The sequence below is a fragment of the Pelovirga terrestris genome, assembly GCF_014773365.1.
Classification (GTDB): domain Bacteria; phylum Desulfobacterota; class Desulfuromonadia; order Desulfuromonadales; family Geopsychrobacteraceae; genus Pelovirga; species Pelovirga terrestris.
Genome location: NZ_JACWUN010000011.1, coordinates 95,214 through 119,101, shown reverse-complemented (window position 1 = coordinate 119,101; position 23,888 = coordinate 95,214). Strand labels below are relative to the sequence as shown.

The following is a 23,888-nucleotide window of genomic DNA, read 5'->3' as shown; positions in this document are numbered from 1 at the left end:
GGGGATACCCATGTGTGGAATTGTTGGATATATCGGTTTACAGCAGGCCTCGCCGATTATTTTAGATGGATTGCGACGGCTCGAATATCGCGGTTATGATTCAGCCGGCATCTGTACCCTTGACGAGGGGGTGGCCCAGATCCGCCGCGCCCAGGGCAAGTTGCTCAATCTGGAGAATCTGCTCTACGATAACCCGGCTCGCGGGACCCGCGGTGTCGGCCATACCCGCTGGGCCACCCACGGCCGGCCTTCAGAGATCAACGCTCATCCCCACCGTGCCGGCAGCATCGTTCTGGTGCATAACGGCATTATCGAGAATTACATCAGTTTGAAAGGGCGCCTGCAGGATCTCGGGCATCAGTTCAGCTCGGAAACCGATACCGAGATTATCGCCCATCTGGTGGAGGACCATTATCGTGACAGTGGTGATTTTGAGCAGGCGGTACGGCAGGCCCTGGCCGAGGTCAAAGGCGCCTATGCCGTGGCGATCCTCTGTATTGACGAACCGGACAAGTTGATTGCCGCCAAGCTTGGTTCCCCGCTGGTGGTTGGTCAGGGCAAAGGGGAATATTTTGTCGCCTCCGATATTCCGGCGATGCTCTCCCATACCCGTGAAATGATATTTCTTGAAGATGGCGAAATGGTTGTCTTTACCCCGCTGGCTATGCGTTTTAGCGATCTGGCCGGTAATCCTCTGACCAAACAGAGCAAAACCATCACCTGGAGCCCGACCATGGCGGAAAAAGGGGGCTACCGCCATTTTATGCTCAAGGAAATCTATGAGCAGCCACGGGCCCTGGCCGACACCATTGCCGGTCGTGCCCTGGTCGAAGAAGGGGATGTGTACCTTGAAGATCTTGATCTTGATGATGCCCAGTTAGCCGGTCTGGAAAAAATCTTCATCATTGCCTGCGGCACCTCCTGGCATGCCGGGTTGGTGGGAAAGTTCTACCTCGAAAAGATTGCCCGGGTGCCGGTGGAGATTGATATTGCCAGTGAGTTCCGCTACCGCGATCCGATTATTCCGGCTAACAGCCTGACAATTCTCGTCAGCCAGAGCGGCGAGACCGCCGATACCCTGGCGGCCTTGCGTGAAGCCCATGGCAAAGGGGGGAAAACCCTGTGCATCTGTAATGTGGTTGATTCCTCTATCGCCCGTGAGAGTGACGGTATCATCTATACCCACGCCGGTCCGGAAATCGGCGTGGCCTCCACCAAGGCCTTTACCACCCAGCTTGTCGCTCTGTATCTGTTGGCGCTTAAACTTGGCCGGATCCGACGCAGTTTAAGCGCCGCCGATTGTCAGGCGCGTCTGGCTGATTTGCTGGAACTGCCACGCAAGCTCGAAGAAACCCTCGAGCTTGATGCCGAGATCGAAGAACTGGCCCGTGAGTTTGTCAACGCCCGAGATTTTCTTTATCTCGGGCGCGGCAATCTCTATCCGATCGCCCTGGAAGGAGCGCTCAAGCTCAAGGAGATCTCCTACATCCACGCCGAAGGCTATCCTGCCGGCGAGATGAAGCACGGCCCGATCGCCCTGATTGATGAGGATCTGCCGGTCGTCGTGCTGGTGCCGCGAAATTCTACCTACGACAAGGTCGTTTCCAATATGGAGGAGGTTTGTGCCCGTGGTGGACAGGTGATCGCTGTCGTCAGTGGTGATGACGAGGAGCTGCTCGACAAGGTCGCCGCCCTGATCTCTGTTCCCACTGTCGATGAAGACCTGCTGCCCATTATTACCTCAGTTCCCATGCAGCTGCTCGCCTATTATATCGCTGTGCTCAAGGGAACCGACGTCGATCAACCCAGAAATCTGGCGAAATCCGTCACGGTGGAGTAAGGGGTCGTTTTGTCTTTTTCCTTTCCCGGCAAGATCCGCGCGGCTATTTTCTGGCTGCTCGAGCGTCTGAAGGTCAGCGACAATACCTTTTTGATTATCCTCGCGGTGATCATCGGTATGCTCGGCGGTTTCGGCAACTATGTGTTCCGTATGACCATCGAGCTGGTGCACTGGCTGGTGGTGGAGCAGACCTTTGAGTTGTTCAATATTTCTACCGATGAGTGGTCGTTGCAACGGGTGCTGGTGATGTTCATGCCCGCCATCGGCGGGCTGCTGCTGATTCCCCTGTGGATCCTGTTTCCCAAGGATCTCAAAGGGGGGTTTTCCTCCTTCCTGGTCAAGGTCAACCTGCGAGGGGCCAAGTTGCCCTTCCGCCCCTTGTTTACCAAGGGGCTGGCATCGGCCATCACCTTGGGGACCGGCGGCAGTGCCGGGCAGGAAGGACCGATCGCGGTGATCGGCGGCACCATCGGCAGTCAGTTCGGCAAATCATTCCGCATGAGCAACGACCGGATCAAGGTGTTGGTAGCCTGCGGGGCGGCAGCCGGGGTGGCGGCCACCTTTAATGCTCCGATTGCCGGGGTGTTTTTTGCCACGGAAATTGTACTGTTGTCGTCTTATGGTTTGTCCAGCTTTACCTCGATTGTCATTGCCAGCGGTATGGCGACGGTGGTTTCACGGGCGCTGCTTGGCGATATCTCCGAAATTGTCGCTCCACCCTATGTCATGGGGAGCCTGTGGGAGCTCGGTTTTTATGTGCTCCTCGGTATTCTGATCGGTGGTCTGGCGGCCGGTTTTATTGATCTGCACTACCGCATCAAGGATCGCATAGAGGCCCTCAAGCTGCCCCCCTTGAGCAAGCCGTTTCTGGGCGGTCTGGCGGTCGGTGTTATCGGTATCGGGCTGCCTCAGGTATTCGGTAACGGCTACGAATTTATCAGCGAAGTCCTCGTTGGTCATCACAACTGGTACCTGCTCGGCTTGCTGGTGATTGCCAAGATGGTGGCCACCTCGATTACCCTGGGTTCGGGGATGCCCGGCGGCCTGTTTGCCCCTTGTCTGTTCTTAGGTGCGGTGTTTGGAGGTGCTTACGGGCACCTGCTCGAGGTCCTCTTCCCCGCCAGCTATATGTCCCCCGGTGCCTACGCCCTGGTCGGTATGGGGGCCTTTCTGGCGGCCGCCACCCATGCACCGATGACGGCGATCTTCATGCTGTTTGAGATTACTGACAGCTATGAGGTTATCGTGCCGATTATGCTGACCTGCGTCATTGGTACCTCTATTGCCCGGCGCTTCAAAAAAGACAGCCTTGAAACCTTTGAACTCACCCGAGTCGGCATCGACTTGGAAGCCGGTAAAGAACGCAACATCATGAAGGCGATTGAGGTCAGCGAGGTCATGCGTTACCCGGTTGAAACCATCTCTGAACGCATGACCCTCGGCGAGTTTGCCCGCTTTGTTGAACAGACCTCCCACAGTAATTTCCCACTGGTGGATGATGAAGGTGAATTAACCGGCATCATCTCGGTGCAGGACTTTATGGGGGTGGTCTTTGAGAAGGAACTGATGGATCTGGTCGTGGTCAAGGAGCTGGCCACCACCGATGTGATTACCGTTCATGCCGATGAAAGTCTCGATGATGCCATGCGGAAGATCGGTTATCGCAATATTGAACAATTGCCGGTGGTTGATCGGAAAACGCACCGCAAGATCTACGGTATTGTGTCCCGGCGTGACATGATTTCCGCCTACAACCGGGCGCTGATGAACAGCAGCCTCGGGGAAGAAAAAGCATGATCGGCGATTTACTGACCTCCCTTAATGAACCACAGCGGCAGGCGGTCCTCTATGAGGGGCCCGCATTGTTATTGCTTGCCGGCGCCGGCTCGGGAAAGACTCGCGCCCTGACCCATCGGGTTGCCCATCTGATCCGCGAACGCGCAGTGCCGCCGTGGCGGATTATGGCGGTGACCTTTACCAACAAAGCCGCAGCAGAAATGCGTGAGCGCCTCGAACTGCTCCTCGGGCGGGATAAGCTGCCCTGGGTGGCAACGTTCCATGCCACCTGCGTCCGCATTCTGCGCCAGGAGATCGAGCACTTAGGTTACACCCGTGATTTCACCATTTACGATGATCAGGACCAGTTACGCCAGCTACGCGATCTGCTCAAAGAGCGCAAGATAACGGAGAAGGAGCTAAAACCCCGTGCCCTTGCCGCTTTTATCGATAACGCCAAAAATCGTGGGTTGACACCCCGGGCCTGCCTCCAGCAGGGGGCTGATGATCCCGCTTTGATCGAACTGTATCGCCTTTACCAACAGCGTTTGAAGCAGGGCAATGCCCTCGATTTCGGTGATCTGCTGTTGTTGACGGTGCAGCTGTTTGAAGAGGTTGCCGCGGTTCGCAGTCGCTGGCAGGAACGCTTTGCCCATCTGCTTATCGATGAGTTTCAGGACACCAATCGGGTTCAGTACCGGCTGATGCAGTTGCTCACCGGGCCCCAGACGCATTTGTGTGTGGTGGGTGATGACGATCAGTCGATCTATCGCTGGCGCGGTGCCGAAGTCACAAATATTCTGGGTTTTGACCGGGATTACGCCGGTACACGGATTATTCGGCTGGAACAGAACTATCGCTCAACCCGAACAATCCTTGAGGCAGCGACCGCGGTGGTGGAGAAGAACAGTGATCGCCGCGCCAAGACACTGTGGACCGACAATCCCGCCGGAGAGGTCATCCATCTCGAGACCTTGGCTGATGATCTGGATGAGGCCCGTTTTATCGCCACCGAAATCGGCCGACTGCAACGCCAGGGAGAGGCGTTACGCGATATCGCCGTTTTTTACCGCACCAATGCCCAGTCGCGGGTCCTTGAAGAAGCCCTGCGCGGCCGGCGGATCCCCTACGCCATGTTTGGCGGGGTGAAATTCTATGCCCGTCAGGAGATTAAGGATGCCCTGTGTTACCTGCGAACCCTGGTTAACCCGGCGGATGCTATGGCAGCGCGGCGGATCATTAATACCCCGGCGCGCGGAATCGGCGCGGCCACGATTGAGCGGATTGTCCAGCTTGAAAGTGAAGCGGGTGGGTTCATGGCAGCCTGTCGCCTGGTGCTGGAGCGTAAGCACCTCGGCACCGCCGCGGCGCAGCGGGTCAGGGGCTTTGTTGAATTGATGGAGGATTTTGGTCAGCGCCTGGTGCGTTTGCCATTACCACAGCTGATGGCCGACATCCTGCAGGATAGCGGCTACACCCCCCTCCTGCAGGAAGAGGCACAGCAGGCCCTGACTGCTGATGGTCGGCAGGAGGCTAAAGGGCGGCTCGACAACCTCGAGCAGCTGCTGACGGGGATGGAAGAACACACTTCGCAAGGTCGCAGCGTGCAGGACTATCTGGAGCAGGTGGCCCTGATGACCGACCTTGACCAGCATGATCCAGCCATTGAACGGGTCACCCTGATGACCCTGCATTCCGCCAAAGGGCTGGAATACCCCCTGGTTTTTATCACTGGTCTGGAGGAGGGACTGTTCCCCCATTCCCGCTCCGGCAGCGGTGGTGCCGATCTCGACGAGGAGCGCCGGCTTTGTTATGTCGGGATGACCCGCGCGATGCGCAAACTTTATCTGTCCCATGCCCGGCGCCGGCGGGTCTATGGCACCTGGCAGTTCAATGCCCCCAGTCGTTTTCTCGCCGACATTCCACCGGCTTTGCTGAGCGGTTACCGCGAACCATCCATCGTTCCACCAACGACCACGGTGACGGCGCCAAATCCTCAATCCGGGGTCCACAACCTGGCCGGTCTGGCTGATCTGGTCGCAACGGACGAGATGGATCAGTCAGCCGAAGTTCAGGCTCCGCCACCGCCGACAAGATCCGTTTCTGCAACAACTGCAGCAGATCCTCCCACTGATGGAGGTGGTTTGCGTCTGGGCGCGCGGGTGCGCCATCTTAAATTCGGCCCCGGTGTTGTCCGCCGGCTCGAGGGCAGTGGCGATCAACAGAAAGTGACCGTTTACTTCAATTCGGTCGGCACCAAAAAATTATTGCTCAAATTTGCCGGTTTGATGCCGGGTTGAGAAGAAGAGGGTTGATGCTCGCAAGTCCTTCCCCCTATACCCTGCTGCTGGTCGATGACAACCCGGTCAATCTGCAGTTGATCACTCAGATTATCGAGCTCGATCTGCCTGCCGTACAGGTCCTGACCGCTGGCAACGCCACAGAAGGACTGATCCTGACGGCAGAACATCAGGTTGACGGAGCCTTTATTGACGTGCAGATGCCGGGGATGGATGGCCTGGAGATGTGTCGGCAATTGCGGTTGCACCCCCGGACCTCCCGTATCCCACTGGTGTTGATGACCGCTCACATCGCTTCACCACAATTGCGCGCCGAAGGCCTTGAGGTTGGGGCTCACGATTTCATCAGCAAGCCGATCAGTAACGTCGAAATGCTGGCACGCATCAAGGTCATGTTGCGGCTGTGTGAGAAAGAGCGCGCCCAGACCACCAGTACGAAACAACTGCAGCAGCAGCTCAAAGGGCACTCGGCCCAGGTCCGCTGGCTTAGTGGTCTGCTGATCTCCGGGGACGGGCCCCTGGCCCCTGACGAAGAACAGTGGTTGCAGCAACTGGCCGCCGACCTGCCCCGGATGGATAGCGAAGATGATCGTCTTTTTTACCAAAAGCTGTTAAATGATTTCCCTCTGCCCTGGCGTCGCACCCTGTTCAAACTGTCATTGCTGGAATGTATTCCCCTGGTGTTGGCCGGAAGGTTGAGTGAAATAATCGATATTGCTGCCGGGCTTGATTACCTTACGCGCCACCAGGTGTCTCTGGTTCAGCTCAAAGGCAAGGAAGATTGTCTCAGGTTTCATCCTCAGGTCAAGGATCTGCTCCGCAGCAAGGCGCAGCAGGTGCTCAGTGATGCCGAGCGGAGCGAGGTATATCGTATTGCTGCCGACTGGTACCGGGAACGGGAACAATGGCTGCCGTTGCTGGCCTGCCTGATCAATGGCGGCCGGTATACAGAGGTATCACAGGTGCTCAAACAGCGTGGTCTTGAGCTGTTGCATCTGAATAACGCCTGTACCTCCATTCAGGTGCTGGATCAAATTGCTGATGACAGGGTAGCAGAATGTGGGTGGCAGTCACTGCTGCGTGGCATCATGCGCCTGAACAATCTGGCTGAAGATGCTGCGGTCTGGCTGGAGCTGGCTTTCCAGCTATTTTCCCGCGAACATGACGCCCGGGGGATGGCCCTCGCCCAGTCCTGGCAGGCGCTGCAAGCTGTTTATGTAGATGGCAACCAGAACCATTGGCCCGGGCGGTATAGCGCCTTTGCCCAACTGGCTAACCAGGTGATGCCGACCCTGATGGTTGAAGAGAAGCTGGCTGTTGCTTTTGCCTTTGGCCTGAGCCGGATCTGTTTTGCCGGCGAGCTGGAATCAACGCAGGAACTCCTCGAGCGTGCCCTTGCCCAGGCCCACCAATCCGGGTCAGCCTTAGCCCTTACCCGCCTGCGCTTGTTAAGGGTTCGCCTGGCCCTGCAGCAGGGGCGCCTGCTGGTGGCCCGCACCACTTTTGAACAGGCTTACAGTGCTCTGACTGAGCGACACAGTTTTTTTGAACTGCTGATGATTCATCAGAGCGCGTTTAACCTGCTCCTGGTTGATGGTACGCTGTCGGGATTGCAGCAGCAACAGGCAATCTTCACCCGCGATTGTCCGTTACCAGTGCAACGCCGTGCCCTGATTGCTCCTCTTCATGACTATTATGCTGCCAGTCTGCTGATTGCCCGCGATCAGCACGAACTGGCGTCACAGTTTATCGATTCGGCCATGAACTCCTCCTGCGGCGGGGACAGTGACCATTTACGCAGTCTGCTGCTGCAACTGCGTGGCTGGATCAACGCCCTGAGTTCCAGCGCCGGCGCGGCCGAAGAAGACCTGGGCAAGGGACTGGAACTGCGTGAACAGGCAGGGGGGGCGCTCTGGCGCCTGGAAAATCTGCTGTTGGCGGGTGCTACCTGCGTCGCCCTTAATCAACTGACCCGCGCCCAGAGCTTGCTCAACACGGCGCTGGCAGGGTCACGGCAGCTTTGTGAGGAGCGCCTGCGGCCCGGTCTTCATGCCTGGCTGGCGGTGGTCTGTCGGCGCCTGGGGCAGCTTTCCGAGGCGCAAGAGCATCTGCATGCTTTTTATGATCTGTTGCAGCGCCAGCGTAGCCGTTTTTTCTGGGGACTAAGCAGTGATCTGTTAAAGGAACTATTATCTCTGCTTGCCGGCGCAAAACAGCGTGAATTGTTGCGGCCGTTGTTGGAGAAATATCTTCGGCTCGATTTTGACCAGCAACAGCAGGTTATTGGACGGATTGACATCACCACATTGGGCGGTTTTTCTGTACGAAAGGGGCTGCAGCATTTCAATCTCAACCAGGTTGGTCAGGCCTCGCGCATGATGTTGGCGCTGTTACTGCTGGCCCCCCAGCATACCTTGAGCATTGAAGTGCTGATGGGGCAGTTGTGGCCTGACAGTCCGCCGGGCAAGGCGCGCAATAACTTTGACGCGGCGCATTCACGCCTGCGTAAAGCCCTCGAAGCCGTTTTTGGCAAAGATGTCCGCTACCATTATCTGGTCCTGGAAAAAGGGATGGTGTCACTGCAGCATGCCTCGTTTGATGCTCAGCTCTTTGCGCATCACATGGAAAGTGCCCGATTTCATTTGCAGCGTGAGCAATACTGGCAGGCTGAACAGCGGTTGTGGCGGATGGAACGGCTGTGGCAGGGTGAGTTCTTAAGCGGCTATGAGCTCAATGATGAGCTGCCGCGTTTTCGTGATCAGTACAATCAGCTCCGTCTCGAGCAACTCCAAGCCCTGGCCGGACTGCTGGTGCGTCGCCACGAATATCAGCAGGCAACCGGGCTCTTGCGTGCCGGTCTGTTGCTCGATCCCACCGCCGATGAACTGATTCGCCAGCTGCTCGCTATCTATCACCGGCAGGCAGACGCCCGGGCCGCAGAACAGCTGCTCAAGGATTACCGCGCGGCATTGATCCGCGAAGGCTATATGACAGAGGAAATCGACGAGCTGATTGACGTCTTTGGGGCTCATTGGCTCAGCAACAACATGAACAACCATAGGGAGAGTGGAAACAATGAGTCATTGTGACAGTTGTCAGGACAGCAGTTGTTCGGTTAAGCAGCCGGGCAACCCCCAGGATCAGCAACAGCAAATGCAAAAAGCCCTGGCGTTGCGGATGTGCACGGTAAAGCAAAAAATTGTCGTTATGTCGGGCAAGGGTGGGGTTGGAAAAAGTACCACGGCAGTGAATCTGGCCCTGGCCCTGGCCAAAGCGGGAAAGCGGGTCGGACTGCTGGATATCGATCTGCATGGGCCGAGCTTGCCAACCATGTTCGGGGTGCGCGGGGAGCGACCGGTGATGGATGAAGAGGGAATCCATCCCCTTGAGGTGCACGGGGTCAAGTTGATGTCGTTAGGGCTGCTGTTGCCCGGCGACGGCAGTGCCACCATTATGCGTGGGCCGATGAAGCATGGTGCGATTATGCAGTTATTGGCCGATGTGGTCTGGGGAGACCTTGACTTTCTGCTGCTTGACTGCCCGCCCGGCACCGGCGATGAGCCCCTAAGCGCGGTACAGTTGCTGGGCAACAAGACCGCCGCCGTGGTGGTGACCACCCCCCAGGATGTGGCGCTATCCGATGTGGAAAAATCCTTGAGTTTTTGTCGTGAGCTGAACCTGCCGGTGGTGGGTCTGGTGGAAAACATGAGTGGCTTTATCTGCCCCCACTGTGGAGAGTCGTCTCCCATCTTCAAACAGGGTGGGGCTGCCGGGTTGGCGGAAAAAACCGGGGTTGCCCTGCTCGCCCAGGTGCCCCTTGATCCCGCGGTGGTGGTTGCCGGCGATGCCGGTGAGCCGCACATCATCAGCCACCCCGATGCCATTGGGAGTAAGGCCCTGGACGCGGTCGCTGCTGCGGTCATTAAGTTCACGGCGGATGCGGCTTGATGTCGTCATGGTCAGAGTGCTATCTTGCTGAGTTTGCGAGGATGTCAGTTGGAATGTTGTAAATTTTGGTTATCCACTTCGCTTCGGTAATGATAGTGAGGCAATCGTCGCAGCTATGACCCGCTAACAATCTGGATCCTGCGACTTCGCGCAGGATGACAATCAGCTGGACCAGACACCTGTGGTCATTCTGCGCGGAGCGAAGCGCAGTCGCAGAATCTATGTCTTCTTTTCTTGTTTACGGGAGCTACATAGGTAACCGAGTAAGAATTTTTATGATCAACCCAATCAGAGAGGTTTTATGAAGATCACTGAAAAAGATGTTGCCTACGTTGCCGGTCTGGCGCGACTGGCTCTGAGTCCGGACGAATTGACAGACTTGACCGGGAAGATGGATGCGATGTTGGGTTATGTCGACAAACTCAATCAGCTCAATACCGATGGTATTGTCCCGACCGCCCACGCGGTACCCATGGCCAATGCCTTTCGTGATGACCAGGTGGTTGCTTCGATCGGTGCTGCGGCTGCTCTGGCCAATGCGCCGTTAGGGGTGGAAGATTATTTCCAGGTTCCACGGGTGATTGAATAAACAGTCAGGTTCCAAGGAGAACAGAGATTTATGTCAGTCCCACAATTAACCATCAGCGATTTGGCTAAACAGCTGCAGGAACAAAAAACCACGGCAATGGCCGTAACTCGGCAGAGTATCGAGCGGATCAACAGTACCGATGGGCAGCTCAATGCCTTTGTCACCCGCTGTGACGATGCGGCCTTTAAGGAGGCGGCAGCTGCGGATGTGCAACTGCGTGCGGGCAGCGCCGGCCCCCTGACCGGAATCCCCTTGGGTTTGAAGGATATCTTCAGTACCAAGGGGGTGCGTACGACCTGCGGGTCGAAGATCCTCGACAACTACGTACCGGTTTATGATGCCACCGTGGTAGAGCGCCTGCGTAAGCAGGGGGCCGTTATTATCGGCAAGCTCAATATGGATGAATTTGCCATGGGGAGCTCGAATGAGACCAGCTCCGCCGGGGTATGCCGTAACCCCTGGGATAGAAATCATGTCCCCGGTGGTTCCTCCGGCGGCAGTGCCGTCGCGGTCGCGGCCGGTCAGGTCGCCGCTGCTTTGGGAACCGATACCGGCGGTTCGATCCGTCAGCCGGCTGCTCATTGTGGCGTCGTTGGCCTGAAGCCGACCTACGGTCGGGTGTCGCGTTATGGGGTGATTGCTTACGCGTCGTCCCTCGACCAGGTCGGACCCATTACCCGCAATGTTGAAGATTGTGCCCTGCTGCTGGCCGCCATCGCCGGCTACGACCCCCGCGACTCCACCTCCGTTGATCGCCCGGTACCCGATTATCAGGCGAGTCTGAATGAGGGGGTCGCCGGTAAAAAAATCGGTCTGCCGCGTGAATATTTTATCGACGGGCTGGACCCTGAGGTGAAACGGGCGGTTGACGCAGCGATGGAGGTCTATCGTGGCCTGGGCGCTGAACTGGTACCGGTCAGCCTGCCCCATACCGACTATTCGGTGGCCTGTTACTATCTGATTGCCACGGCCGAGGCCTCGAGTAATCTTGCCCGTTACGATGGGGTGCGATTCGGTGTACGTCATGCCGGCGCCGGTGGCCTGATCGATATGTACCAGCAGACCCGCAGCGCCGGTTTTGGTGACGAGGTCAAGCGCCGGATCATGCTGGGTACCTATGCCCTTTCCTCGGGGTACTACGACGCTTACTATCTCAAGGCACAGAAAGTTCGTACCCTGATCCGTCAGGATTTTACCAGGGTTTTCGCTCAGGTTGATCTGCTGCTGACGCCGGTGGCGCCAACTGCCGCCTTTAAAATCGGCGAAAAAACGGACGATCCGCTGCAGATGTATCTGTCCGATATCTTCACCATTCCGGCCAACCTTGCCGGCACCTGCGCCATGAGTATCCCCTGCGGTTTTGACGCTGCCGGGTTGCCCATTGGCCTGCAGTTGATCGGCAAGCCTTTCGGCGAAGGGGAGATGTTGCAGGCGGCCCGAGCTTTTGAGCAGGCTACCGACTGGCATACCCGCCAACCGTCGCTTTAGTCTGTTGATTGTTGCTTTAGTTTTGGTTGGTATCTGTGCAGTACAGGCACCCCGAGCCTGCGCAAGGACAGTGCTGAATAGTTACTTTAGTTGTATGTGAATGGATGAATAACCACAGGGGAACCTGATGAAAACTCGCTATGAAACCGTTATCGGCCTGGAAGTTCATGTCCAGCTGACCACCGCCACCAAGATTTTCTGTGGCTGCTCCACCGCCTTTGGCCAATCGCCCAACAGCCAGACCTGTCCGGTCTGCCTGGGATTGCCGGGAGCGTTGCCGGTGCTTAATCGGGAGGTGGTCAATGCCGCCATCAAGACCGGTCTGGCCACCAACTGCCGGATTGCGCCTTATTCGATCTTTGCCCGCAAAAACTACTTTTATCCCGATCTGCCCAAAGGGTATCAGATCTCCCAGTTCGAGCTGCCGATCTGCGAGCACGGCTGGCTTGATATCAGTGGTGAGGAGTTCGATCCTAAGCGCGTCGGCATTACCCGCATCCACATGGAAGAGGATGCCGGCAAGCTGCTCCACGGCGCCAGTGCCGGTTCCCTGGTTGATCTTAACCGCGCCTGCACGCCGCTGCTCGAAGTGGTATCGGAGCCGGATATGCGCAGTGCCGCCGAGGCCATTGCCTACTTAAAGCAGCTCCATCAGATCGTCGTGTACCTCGGGGTCTGTGACGGCAACCTGGAAGAAGGTTCTTTCCGCTGTGACGCCAATGTGTCGGTGCGACCGGTCGGTCAGGTCGAGCTGGGTACCCGCGCTGAATTAAAAAACCTCAACTCCTTCCGCTTTATCAAGCAGGCCATTGATTTCGAAGTGGAACGCCAGATCGAGCTGATCGAAGAGGGGGGCAAGGTAGTACAGGAGACCCGGCTGTTTGATCCTGATGCGGGGGTGACCCGTTCCATGCGCGGCAAGGAGCAGGCCCACGATTATCGCTATTTTCCCGATCCCGATCTGCTTCCGCTTGAGGTATCGCAGGACTGGATTGACGAGGTGCGGGCCGCCTTGCCCGAACTGCCGGGGCAGAAACGGCAGCGCTACGAAGAGGATCTGGGGCTGCCTGCCTATGATGCCGCAGTGCTGGCTGCCGAGCGCCCGGTCGCGGAGTATTTCGAGGCCCTGGTGGCGCAGCATAATCATCCGAAGCTCTGCTCCAACTGGGTGATGGGGGAGGTGCTCGCGGCGGTGAAAGAACATGATGTTACCATTGCTTCCTGTCCGGTCACGCCCGCCTTACTGGCCGGCATTCTCAAGCGGATCGAGGACAATACCATCTCCGGCAAGATTGCCAAAACCGTCTTCAGCGCTATCTGGCAAAGCGGCAAAAGTGCCGACGAGGTGATCGCCGAAAAAGGGCTGAAGCAGGTCAGCGATAGCGGTGCCCTTGATGCCCTTATTGACGAGGTGATCGCTGCCAACCCGACCGAGGTGACGGAATATCTCGGTGGCAAGGAAAAATTGATGGGCTTTTTTGTCGGTCAGGTGATGAAAGCGAGCAAGGGCAAGGCGAATCCGGGGTTGGTGAATAAATTATTGAAAGAACGTCTGCAACAGAAAACCTGACCTCATGGCGAAAACTGCGATCGTGCGAGCGGGGGTTGAACAATCGAAATCGAAATCGGGATCGAAATCGAAATCGAAATCGGGATCATAAAGAAATGACACTTGGACACGAAAAGCTTGACGTTTACCGCCTTTCGATCGACTACGTCGCCTGGGTGTATGAGAAGGCCGGGACACTGAACGGGGTCCATCGAGCGGCCCGAGATCAGTGGTTGCGGGCGAGCCAGTCGATACCCCTCAACATTGCCGAGGGCAACGGCAAGACAGCCGAAGCGGATCGCAGACGTTATTTTGAGATCGCGCGCGGTTCAGCGCTGGAATGCGCCGCCATTCAGGATGTGCTGGTTGTTGGTAAGGCTTTGCGGGAGGCGGAGAGCCAGAGCCGTAAAGCTGAACTTGATCGCATGGCGGCGATGCTCAGCCGTCTGGGTGGTCGGGGCTACCAGATTCGAGAGGATCGGTCGGTCTATGGCGACAGCAGGGACGATTTCGATCCCGATAGCGATTTCGATTTGGACATAGAACGACCCCTGATCAATGAACAGATTGTGAAAACCGTAAAAGCCATCTAATCGGTAGTTTGAATTAAGAAAAGGGAACCCTCATGGCCAGTTGCCCCATCGACCCCAGTATTATCCGCCCCATCCGTTTTGTTGCCGGCAAGTGCCAGATGCTTGATCAGCGGCTGTTGCCGGAGCAGGAAATATGGCTTGACTACGACAGTTATGAAGACGTCGCCGAGGCGATCCGCACGATGGTCGTGCGTGGGGCGCCGGCCATCGGTATTGCTGCTGCCATCGGCGCCTGGTTTGCCGCCCGCGATATCGACAATGAGTCGAGTCGGGAGTTTTTTGCCGAATTCCAGCAGCGCTGCGCGGTGCTGGCCGCCAGTCGACCAACCGCGGTGAATCTGTCGTGGGCGCTGGAGCGGATGCAGCGTTTTGCCGAAGCCAACCTCGATCGCAGCGTGATGGAGCTGAAAATCGGTCTCGAGTATGAAGCCCTCGCCATTACCCAGGAAGATGAGCAGATCAACCGCAAAATCGGCCGTCACGGTGCGCCCCTGATTCCTGATCAGGCGCGGATTCTGACCCACTGCAACGCCGGGGCTCTGGCTACCGGCGGCTACGGTACTGCCCTGGGAGTGGTTCGGGCGGCACTGGCGGCGGGCAACAAGGTCTCGGTGATTGCTGATGAAACCCGCCCCTTTTTGCAGGGTTCCCGTTTGACCGCCTGGGAGTTGCAGCGTGACGGCATTCCTGTAACCCTGATCTGCGACAACATGGCCGGTTATCTGATGCAACAGGGAGACATCGACTGTGTGATCGTTGGTGCCGACCGGATCGCCGCCAACGGTGATGTCGCCAACAAGATCGGTACCTACACCGTGGCAGTGCTGGCGCGCGAACACAATATCCCCTTTTATGTGGCTGCGCCGCGCTCGACCATTGATCTGCGTCTGACCGACGGTAGTCAGATCCCGATTGAAGAGCGCGATGGCCGTGAAGTGACCCATATCGGAGATAAAGCCCTGGCCCCCGAAGGGATAGCCGTGCGCAACCCGGCGTTCGACCTGACCCCGGCACGACTGGTCACCGCCATCATTACTGAAAGCGGGGTCGTCAGCGGCGATTATGTGACGGGCTTGCGCCAACTGTTTTAATCTTCGAACCAAAGGAGCAGCAGGCATGAACCCCGATCGGCACGACATCGCCACCGGTCTGCACAGACTGGATCGCAGCCGGTCCGAGCTGATTGACTGGTGCGCTCGACTGCCCCTGTGTGATGGGGAACGTCTGGCGAACAACCTGCGTCTGCTCGATGATTACCTCGTCGATCGCGATCTGCTGGCCGCTACCTTTGCCGATGCCTTGCAGGTAGCCGATCCGGACGCCGCCCTGAATAATCTCGAACGGCTTGTCGATATTATCGAGCGCCCGGCGCTGGATCAGGTCATTACGGATGCGCATCGGCGTCGGCAGTTATTGACCCTGCTTGGCGGTTCCCCTTTTCTTACCGGCATTCTCTGCCGTCATCACCAGTATTTCACCTACCTTTTTACTGACGGCGCCATCGATACCAGCCATGGTGAAGCCGACATGCTCGCCGATTTGCATGAACTGATTGCCGGTGATGCTGATTTTTCTCACCTCCAGGCCGGATTACGACGCTACAAAGCCAGGCAGGTGCTGCGTATTGCGGCCCGCGATCTGTGCGGTCTGGCAACCCTCGAAGAGGTGATGGGCGAACTGTCCGATCTGGCGGCGGCATCATTGCAACGGGCCTATGACGTCTGTGGCCGGCAGCTGCAGGTCGAGTATGGACAGCCGTGGCAACAGGATGCTGCCGGTAAAGGTACCGAAGCGGGGATGACGATCCTCGGGATGGGTAAATTGGGTGGACGGGAGCTGAATTTCTCTTCTGATATCGACCTGATCTACTGCTATTCATCGACCCGTGGCGAAACCAGTGGCGGCCGGCGCGGCGAGCAGATCAGCCTGCACCGCTACTTTGTCAAGCTGGCGGAAATGATCACCCGCGCGCTGCATCAGGTTACCGAAGATGGTTTTGTCTTTCGGGTCGATACCCGTCTGCGTCCGGAAGGCAACAGCGGTGACCTGGCCGTTTCTCTTGACGGTGCCGAAATCTACTATGAGTCCTGGGGCCAGAGTTGGGAGCGCGCGGCCATGCTCAAGGCGCGTCCGGTTGCCGGTTCCGTTCCGCTCGGCAAGGAGTTGCTCAAGCGCCTCAAGCCCTTTATTTTCAGGCGTCATCTTGATTTCGGCATGATCGAGGACATCAAGGTGATGAAACAGAAGATCAACGCCAGCCTTGATCGCCGGCAGCACGAGCAGCTCAATCTCAAGCTCGGGCAGGGGGGGATTCGAGAAATTGAGTTCTTCATTCAGGCCCTGCAGCTGGTCAATGCCGGCTCGCGCCCGCAACTGCAGCAGCGCAACTCCCTCAAAACGATCAAGCTGCTGGCCGAGGAGGAAATGATCAGCCCAGCTGAAGCGCAGAGCCTGACGGACGCCTACCGGTTTTTGCGCACGGTTGAACACCGGATTCAGATGGTACAGGAACAGCAGACCCATTCATTGCCCGAGGATGAGCGTGCCATGACCATTCTGGCACGGCGTTGTGGCTGTGCTGACACCACCACCTTCAAGGCCGAGCTGGACCGCCATCGCCAGGCGGTGCACGGCAGTTTCCGCGAGCTGTTTCATTCAGCTGATGGCGAGATGGTCGAGATGCGCCCGGAGGTCGGAGTGCTCCTGGCCAACGATTCCGACCCTGACCTGGTCAAGGATCTGCTCGAAGAAAAAGGCTTTGCCAACCCCGATGCTGCTTATGACACCCTGAATCTGCTGCGTGGTGACAGCTCCTCGCGCCGGATGACGCGGCGTTCGCGCCGCTGCCTGGAAAAACTTGCGCCCCTGTTGCTGGGGGAAATTATCGATTGTGCTCATCCGGATCAGGCCCTGAATAACCTGGATACTTTTCTCGACAGCATTCGCGCGCGCAGCTATTTTTTCTCACTGTTGGTAGAAAATCCGTCGATTGTCAAACTGCTGATCGCGCTGTTCGGCTCCAGTCAGTTGTTGTCGCGCATCCTGATCCAGCGCCCTGAGTTGCTCGATGCCCTGGTCCTTGACTCCTACGGCACCCAGCGTAAAAGCCGTGAGCAGATGGAAGCAGAGCTGGGCGAGCAGTTGGCGCAGGCAGAAGATTTCGAATGGCGTCTTGATACCCTGCGGCGTTTTCGCAACGAGGAGTTTTTACGGATTGCTCTGAATGATCTTCATGGTTTTATTGAACAGGAAAATATTGCCCGGCAATTATCCCTGCTGGCTGAAGTGTGTCTGGAACATGCTGCGCGCCTGGCGCGTCAGGAACTGATCGTCCGTTTTGGCGCTCCGTTCAGTGGCGACATGGCGCAGACCGGTCTGGAGACCGAGTTTGCTATTATCGGGATGGGTAAGCTTGGTGGCTATGAACTGAATTATCATTCTGATCTCGACATCATTTTTATCTACCAGCAAGAAGGGCAAACACGCCCGGTTAACGAAACCGACCCGGAGCGCTTTCGCTCAATCAGCAATCATGAATATTTTGCTAAACTGGCACAGCGCATTATTACTATCCTCACCCTGGTAACGCGCGAGGGGTTTGTCTATAAGATTGACACGCGTCTGCGCCCCTCCGGTAATCAGGGGCCTCTGGTGACCAGCTTGAGTGCTTTTAAACGCTATCATCAGGAATCCGCTCAGCCCTGGGAACGGCAGGCCATGACCAAAGCCAGAGCCGTGACCGGAGCGGCTGATTTTATGCAAGCGGTACAGGCCACCATTAATGAATTGGCTTTCACCCGGCCGCTCCCGGAAAACCTGCAGGCGGAGATCTATCGTTTACGTCGCCGCATGGAGCAGGAGATTGCCCGTGAAAGCGACGAGCTGCTCAATATTAAAACCGGCCGGGGTGGCATGGTGGATGTTGAATTTATTGCACAATTCCTTCAATTACGGCATGCTGGCAAGGTTGCGGCGTTGAGGACCCAGAATACCATCAGATTACTGGAGGTTCTTGGGGCTGAAGGGCTGCTGCCGCAGGTAGATGCGGACGGTCTGATTTCCGGTTACACCTTCTTGCGTCAACTGGAAAACAAGCTCCGGTTATTGTATGACCAGTCGATCAACGAACTGTCGATGCGTGGCAAGGAATTTCGCAAGGTGTCAAAAAGTCTTGGCTATGGGGGAACAGAGGTGAAACCGGAGCAGGCCTTCATGGATGATTATCGCCGGATTACTGAAGCGATCCGGCAGCGGATGGAGCTTTATCTTAACCCCCGGGGGACATCGGAAAAAAGCAAGGAAGCTGATTTATGAGTAAGAACATTCTGATTATCGACGATGACCGCGACTTAAGAGATTTTCTGCAACAGGCCCTGACGGCAGCGGGCTTCCATGTTGAAACGGTTGATCGTGGGGCCCTGGGGTTGCGCAAGCTGCTCAGCGAGGATGTTGATCTGACCCTGATCGATATCAATATGCCGGAGATTTCCGGCCCGAATATCTGTCAGGCATTGCGCAAGCATGAGAAGACCCGTGATTTGCCGGTGGTTATGATTACCACCACCTTCCACAGTCCGGAACAGATCAAAGCCGCTAAGCAGGAATACGGCGTTGATGATTTTCTCTTCAAGCCGTTTACCGGTATGGACCTGCAGCGCCTGCTGGAGCGGGTCTTCAAACCGGGGAAAAAAACTGCCGGTGCTCTGCAAAACAAAGTCCTGCCCCTATCTGAATTTACCATACCGACCCAGTTGCATCGTCTTTATGTCGAGCGGGTGACCGGATTGTTGCACCTGCATCATGGCAATGCCAAAAAGGTGATCTACATCAAAGATGGCTATCCGGTATTTGCCCGCTCCAATGTACTTGGCGAGTGTCTCGGGCGGATGCTGGTGCGTGAGGGCCTTATCACCCAGGTCGACTGCGATCAATCGGTCGAGTTAAGTAAACAAAGCGGGCGTCTGCAGGGAACCGTGCTGATTCAGATGGGTCTGTTGACTCCGCAGGATCTCAAAGCGGTACTGGAACGGCAGGTGACGGAAAAGCTGCTTTCAACCTTCGCCTGGCGTAGTGGTACCCTGCATTTTGAGCCGGGAAAGGACTTTAAAAAAGGGGTAACCCAGATCCGCCTGTCACCCGCCTCATTGATTTTACAGGGGATCAACCGTTACTGGACGATCAAGCAGGTCGACGAATTCCTTTATCCGTTTGCTTCTGACTACCTCTGTCAGGCGACCAATCCCAAGTATCGTTTTCAGGATATTGATCTGGGTAAGCGTGGGCTGGCGGTGCTAAAAAGCTGTCAGGGGCAGAAGCGGTTGCGGGATATCCTCGAGCAGCACCCTCTGGCCCGGCGCGAAGTGCAAAAGCTGATTGCGGCTATGCTGATTTCGGAGATGATTGAGCGCCACGCGACGCCGCAGCAAGGGGTGGTTGATGATCACGCTGAAAGCGAAATTGCTCTGATTGATGAAAAGTTACGGCGCAAGATTCTTGGCGATTACCAACGGATCATGGACGCCGATTATTTTGAGGCCCTGGGGATCGAACGCAAGAGCGATTCGGGAGCGATTCGCCGGGCCTACTATAAGATGGCCAAGGAATATCACCCTGACCGCTTCCTCGGCAGCAGCCTCTCACGCGAAATGAGCGCCAAAGTCAGCGAAATGTTTCAATATATTACCCAGGCTTATACCGTGCTCAGCGATCCGACAACCCGTACGGACTATCTGGACGAGTTGATCAACGGTCCCAAAAAGAAGATCGACATCAACCAGGTGATCGAAGCCGAAGCCGCTTATCAGGAAGGGCTGGCCTTGCTCAAGGTGCGCCGTTTTGCTACGGCCGCCAAGGCACTGAAAAAAGCCGTCGAGTTCAGCCCCGAAGAACCGGAGTACATGACCAATTTTGCCTGGGCGCTGTTTAAGTCCGCCCCGGAAAAAACCGAGACCCGTAACCAGGCCATGGAGATTCTGCTGGCGTCGCGCGAGCTTAACCCCGGCTCATATCTGACCCATCTGTATCTTGGTCATGTTTATCAGGCCCAGGGCAAGGAACGCCAGGCCGAGAAATCCTTTGAGGTTGCGGTACAGGCTAATCCCGATTGTACTGAAGCACTAAGAGAATTGCGCCTGATCAACCTGCGGCGCGAGCAGACCGCCCAGCATAAGGGGTTGTTCTCAGGTTTCGGCAAGAAAGATAAATAGCTCAGCCGAGCAGATGGCGGTGATGAATATTCCCCATAGCGCGCAGCAGACTGTGGCGAATCTGTGGGATCTCGCTGCTCAACTCTTTTATCAGGCGTTTCATCCGTTGCCGCTGCTGACGTTGCTCCTGCTCTCCCGCCAGCGGGCAGGCGCAGGAAATAATCGGAAAATCACAGCGGCCACTGTAGTCGCTGATCAGCGCTTCCTCCACGTACACTAGCGGCCTGATCACCGTCTGCTGACCGTTCTCCGCCGGCATTTTTGGACTCATGGCCGCCAGTTTTCCCGCAAAAAATTGATTGAGCAGCAGGGTTTCGATGAAATCATCGAGATGGTGACCCAGTGCCACCTTATTGCAGCCAAGGCGCTGGGCAACGCTGTAGAGAAAACCACGCCGCAAGCGAGCGCAGAAGGCACAGTAGGATGAGCCGGGACGAAGCTTGTCATCGATCACCGCAGCGCTTGCGGTTTTCTCCAGATGCCAGGGAAGGTTGTGGCGTTGCAGGTAGTCGGCAATAAGATCGCTGCGGTAACCGCGAAAGCCCGGGTCGAAATTCACCGCAATCAACTCGAAGTTGACCGGTGCCCGCCTGCGCAGGTCATCGAGAATATGCAGCAGGGTCCACGAATCCTTGCCACCGGAAACCGCCACGGCAATTCGATCGCCATCCTCAATCAGGTTAAAATCACCAATCGCCTTGCCGCAACAGCGTTTGATGCGGTTGTGAAGTTTCTCTGTGGTTTTGTCCATCGCTGAAATCCATGGAGTAGTAGCGGAAATCTGAAAATCTTGGTTCGGATTTTGCTTATGTATCAGTGTGAAGTTGTCGATAAGACAGAGACTTGACACCCGTTTGTGCCGACCAGGAGGTCGTTATGAGTATTGAATCCCTCCATTCCAATGCCTTGTTTGCTCCCGGGTCTTTGCCGGCATCGGTCTCCGGGAGGAACACTCATGCCCCCGGTAACGAATTTGCCGCGCTACTGGAACAGGCGACCCGGAGTGAGGCCGGGACGCCGGCGACCGCTGAACAGGCGTTGATCCAGCTCAAAGTCACCCAGTTACAGATGATGCAGGGTCTGTTTTCCGATAGCGACGATGATGAACAGGAGCGTCAGCCCCTGTTTGATTTTGCTGCGAGTACGCCCTTTGGTCTGCTCGACAGCCGCAAGGGTCAATTTATTGACAAATATCGCCGGAACGTGGAGCCGCTTTACCACCCGCCTGAACCGGTTGGCCGTGACCAGATTGAAGGGATTATCGACCGTGTCGCCCGCAAGGTTCAGTTGGCGCCGGAACTGATCCGCGCCGTGGTCGCGGTTGAAAGCTCCTACAATCCAACCGCCGTGTCACCGGTCGGTGCGCAAGGGCTGATGCAGCTGATGCCGGCCACGGCCGCCGATCTGGGAGTAAGGGACAGCTTTGATCCGGCTGAAAATATCGCCGGAGGTAGCCGTTACTTAAGTCAACTGCTGGATAAATACGCCGGCGATCTGGATCACGCCCTGGCCGCTTACAACTGGGGTCAGGGCAATGTCGATCGCCACGGTCTGGAAAAGATGCCGACCGAAACCCGTAATTATCTCGCCAAGGTCAAGCAGTTGCTGCAAAGCTCAACCAGCGTTTAACTAGCCACGTTGGCGATAAGGGCGAAAATCCATCGGCTTGCCCTCAGCCAGGTTGAGCCAGCCCTTGGCAACGCGATAGATCATCCAGATATAGTTGGCAAACAGGATCAGGTAGCCGATTAACAGCAGATAGGTGATAATTCCTATCCCGGTCCACAGCATGCCGTACCAGAAGGTGCGGATTTGCCAGCGAAAGTGCGACTCCAGCCAGGTACCCCGAACCTCATCACGCTTGAGGTAATTGAATACAATCGCTACAAACAGGGTGACACCGACAAAAAAAGATGCCGCCTGTAGGGCATAAATAACCGTGGTCATGGTTTTTAGTGGTCGCAACGAATCCTTTCCTGAAGAACCCGGCTGCTCCGGCGAGATGATGATCGGTTCGCTTTGGTTCATGGTCTGCCTTTTATCGTGTTTTGTGATGAGCTGTACGCGGTGGTAACTCGTCGTCCAGCCAGTGGCCGCCAAGGGCGCGGATCAGGCTGATGCGATGGCCAATCAATTGGCGGCGGTTGCTCAATTGCTGGCTGCGGACGTCAAGTTGGGCCATTTCGCTCCGCAGCAGTTCCAGGCTGTCTGTCAGCCCAAGAAGATAGTTTTCCGTCCTTATTTTTAGGACCTGATTATTCATTTCCTGCTGTTGTTCAAGTAGTTGTTCGCGCCGGAAGCTCCCCTGCTCAGCCAGCAAAGCCGATTCAACCTCTTCAATCGCAGTCAGGATGGTCAGCTGGCCGGCAAGCTGTTTTTCGTCGCGGATGGCTAGTTGCAGATCGCTTGCGGCCTTAAGCCGGCCACCGTCAAGCAGGGGTTGAGTCAATCCCAGAGCCAGGCTCCAGAAGGTGCCGGTGACATCGCCACCCGACAGGCGGGTGACCGAACGACCGATATTCGCGCTCAGGTCGAGACGCGGCAAGCGATCCGCCAGGGCGGCAGCCAGCTCCCGATCTGCTGCATCCAGTTCCAGCAGCGCGGCGGAAACATCGGGGCGGCGGCGCAGCAGGGAGGCCGGCAAGCCGATATCGATGATGTTTGACAGAGTCGGCAGGTCAGTGCGTTCAATCCGGATATGGCCGGGAGGCTGGCCCAGGAGTAACGCCATCGCGTTGCTGGTCTGGTTTAAGGTGATTTCAAACAGCGGGATTTGCGCTTCCATCTGGGCCAGATTCTGTTGTGCCTGATAGAGTTCAGCTGCTGCTGCCAGGCCTGCTTGATAGCGCTCGGCGATGATCCGTACCAGTTCCTGATTGTGGTCCAGTCGCTGTTTGAGCAGATCAAGCTGGGCCCGTTGCTCGACCCCGATAAAGTAGAGTTCAGCAAGGCGCGCACTTAAGCTCAGCAGCAGGGTGCGAACCTCCTCCTCGCCGACCAGCAAGCGTAATTCTGCAGCGTCGGTGCGGTGGCGCAAACGCTGCCACAGATCAATTTCATAGGCCGCAGCCAGGGTCAGGCGTCCCGTGCTGGTCTGGTTTTCCCCGTTCTGGCCCACCGTCTGCTCGCGGCGCCCGCCGCCATTCAGGGTCAGGGTGGGAAAGAGTCCAGCTTGGGCGGTTCGTTGTCGCGCTTCCAGTTGATCAAGGCGCAAAAATGCCTGACGCAGATTGAGATTGTCGCGCACCAGTTGCGCCTGCAGTTCTTTTAGTTGCGGATCAGCAACATCAAGCCACCAGTCTTCAATGACCCTCTCTCCGTGAGCGGCCACAGGGATGGAATAGGTAGCGGGTATCGTCAGCTCTGCCGCCGGTGGCGGTGTTAGTGGCGAACAAGCCATCAGCATCAAACCGACAAGGGTAACAATCACCAGTCTCATCAAATGACTCCTTGAAAAAGAGCAATATAGCATATTTAAAAAACTCACGTCCGACGGAAAAGATGCCCGGAGTGAGAGTTTCAACGGCGGTTCAGGGTTTGACAGCAACAACTTGTTTGACGTATACAGGCGACTCTTTGACTGCCCATATCAGCTTGCC

The 23,888-nt window shown here is 56.6% G+C and carries 16 protein-coding genes; 13 read left to right on the top strand and 3 right to left on the bottom strand.

The window, feature by feature from the left end; translation table 11 throughout:
• Nucleotides 1–10: 10 nt before the first annotated feature.
• From glmS to ICT70_RS10545, 12 genes are all read left to right on the top strand, one after another.
• Entirely contained in the window at nt 11–1,840 is a 1,830-nt protein-coding gene (gene glmS, locus ICT70_RS10600) for a glutamine--fructose-6-phosphate transaminase (isomerizing) (protein WP_191156383.1), read from the top strand.
• 9 nt (nt 1,841–1,849) lie between these two features.
• Complete coding sequence (locus tag ICT70_RS10595; RefSeq protein ID WP_224746980.1) at nt 1,850–3,637, top strand: chloride channel protein; 1,788 nt, start codon at nt 1,850–1,852, stop codon at nt 3,635–3,637.
• The gene (locus tag ICT70_RS10590; protein WP_191156381.1) at nt 3,634–5,916 is read left to right on the top strand and encodes an ATP-dependent helicase; all 2,283 of its coding nucleotides are present in this window, start codon (nt 3,634–3,636) and stop codon (nt 5,914–5,916) included. The genes ICT70_RS10595 and ICT70_RS10590 overlap by 4 nt, the downstream gene beginning before the upstream one ends.
• 14 nt (nt 5,917–5,930) lie before the next feature.
• Nucleotides 5,931–9,005, top strand: coding sequence for a response regulator (locus tag ICT70_RS10585; RefSeq protein ID WP_191156379.1), 3,075 nt, complete (start codon nt 5,931–5,933; stop codon nt 9,003–9,005).
• The gene (locus ICT70_RS10580) at nt 8,992–9,864 is read left to right on the top strand and encodes an Mrp/NBP35 family ATP-binding protein (RefSeq protein WP_191156377.1); all 873 of its coding nucleotides are present in this window, start codon (nt 8,992–8,994) and stop codon (nt 9,862–9,864) included. Before ICT70_RS10585 ends, ICT70_RS10580 begins: the two co-directional genes overlap by 14 nt.
• Before the next feature lie 301 nt (nt 9,865–10,165).
• Complete coding sequence (gene gatC / locus ICT70_RS10575) at nt 10,166–10,453, top strand: Asp-tRNA(Asn)/Glu-tRNA(Gln) amidotransferase subunit GatC (protein ID WP_191156375.1); 288 nt, start codon at nt 10,166–10,168, stop codon at nt 10,451–10,453.
• Nucleotides 10,454–10,483: 30 nt separating this feature from the next.
• On the top strand, nt 10,484–11,941 hold the full coding sequence (gene gatA, locus ICT70_RS10570; RefSeq protein ID WP_191156373.1) for an Asp-tRNA(Asn)/Glu-tRNA(Gln) amidotransferase subunit GatA: 1,458 nt from the start codon (nt 10,484–10,486) through the stop codon (nt 11,939–11,941).
• A gap of 127 nt (nt 11,942–12,068) precedes the next feature.
• Complete coding sequence (gene gatB / locus ICT70_RS10565; protein ID WP_191156371.1) at nt 12,069–13,511, top strand: Asp-tRNA(Asn)/Glu-tRNA(Gln) amidotransferase subunit GatB; 1,443 nt, start codon at nt 12,069–12,071, stop codon at nt 13,509–13,511.
• 95 nt (nt 13,512–13,606) lie between these two features.
• Nucleotides 13,607–14,083: a four helix bundle protein gene (locus tag ICT70_RS10560; RefSeq protein WP_191156369.1), complete on the top strand. Its 477-nt coding sequence runs from the start codon at nt 13,607–13,609 to the stop codon at nt 14,081–14,083.
• Nucleotides 14,084–14,115: 32 nt separating this feature from the next.
• The gene (mtnA, locus tag ICT70_RS10555; protein ID WP_191156367.1) at nt 14,116–15,174 is read left to right on the top strand and encodes an S-methyl-5-thioribose-1-phosphate isomerase; all 1,059 of its coding nucleotides are present in this window, start codon (nt 14,116–14,118) and stop codon (nt 15,172–15,174) included.
• 25 nt (nt 15,175–15,199) lie between these two features.
• The gene (gene glnE / locus ICT70_RS10550; RefSeq protein ID WP_191156365.1) at nt 15,200–18,397 is read left to right on the top strand and encodes a bifunctional [glutamate--ammonia ligase]-adenylyl-L-tyrosine phosphorylase/[glutamate--ammonia-ligase] adenylyltransferase; all 3,198 of its coding nucleotides are present in this window, start codon (nt 15,200–15,202) and stop codon (nt 18,395–18,397) included.
• Nucleotides 18,394–20,289, top strand: a complete 1,896-nt coding sequence (locus ICT70_RS10545; protein ID WP_191156363.1) for a response regulator — start codon at nt 18,394–18,396, stop codon at nt 20,287–20,289. The genes glnE and ICT70_RS10545 overlap by 4 nt, the downstream gene beginning before the upstream one ends.
• Nucleotide 20,290: 1 nt before the next feature.
• Here the strand turns inward: ICT70_RS10545 and ttcA are convergent, their stop codons facing one another.
• Complete coding sequence (gene ttcA / locus ICT70_RS10540; RefSeq protein WP_191156361.1) at nt 20,291–21,040, bottom strand: tRNA 2-thiocytidine(32) synthetase TtcA; 750 nt, start codon at nt 21,038–21,040, stop codon at nt 20,291–20,293.
• Between the two features lie 125 nt (nt 21,041–21,165).
• Between ttcA and ICT70_RS10535 the strand changes: the two genes are divergently transcribed.
• Nucleotides 21,166–21,918: a lytic transglycosylase domain-containing protein gene (locus tag ICT70_RS10535; protein ID WP_191156359.1), complete on the top strand. Its 753-nt coding sequence runs from the start codon at nt 21,166–21,168 to the stop codon at nt 21,916–21,918.
• Here ICT70_RS10535 and ICT70_RS10530 read toward each other — a convergent pair whose 3' ends face one another.
• Nucleotides 21,919–22,317, bottom strand: a complete 399-nt coding sequence (locus tag ICT70_RS10530) for a DUF4870 family protein (protein ID WP_224746979.1) — start codon at nt 22,315–22,317, stop codon at nt 21,919–21,921.
• Nucleotides 22,318–22,327: 10 nt separating this feature from the next.
• Complete coding sequence (locus ICT70_RS10525; protein WP_191156358.1) at nt 22,328–23,728, bottom strand: efflux transporter outer membrane subunit; 1,401 nt, start codon at nt 23,726–23,728, stop codon at nt 22,328–22,330.
• Nucleotides 23,729–23,888 lie beyond the last annotated feature (160 nt).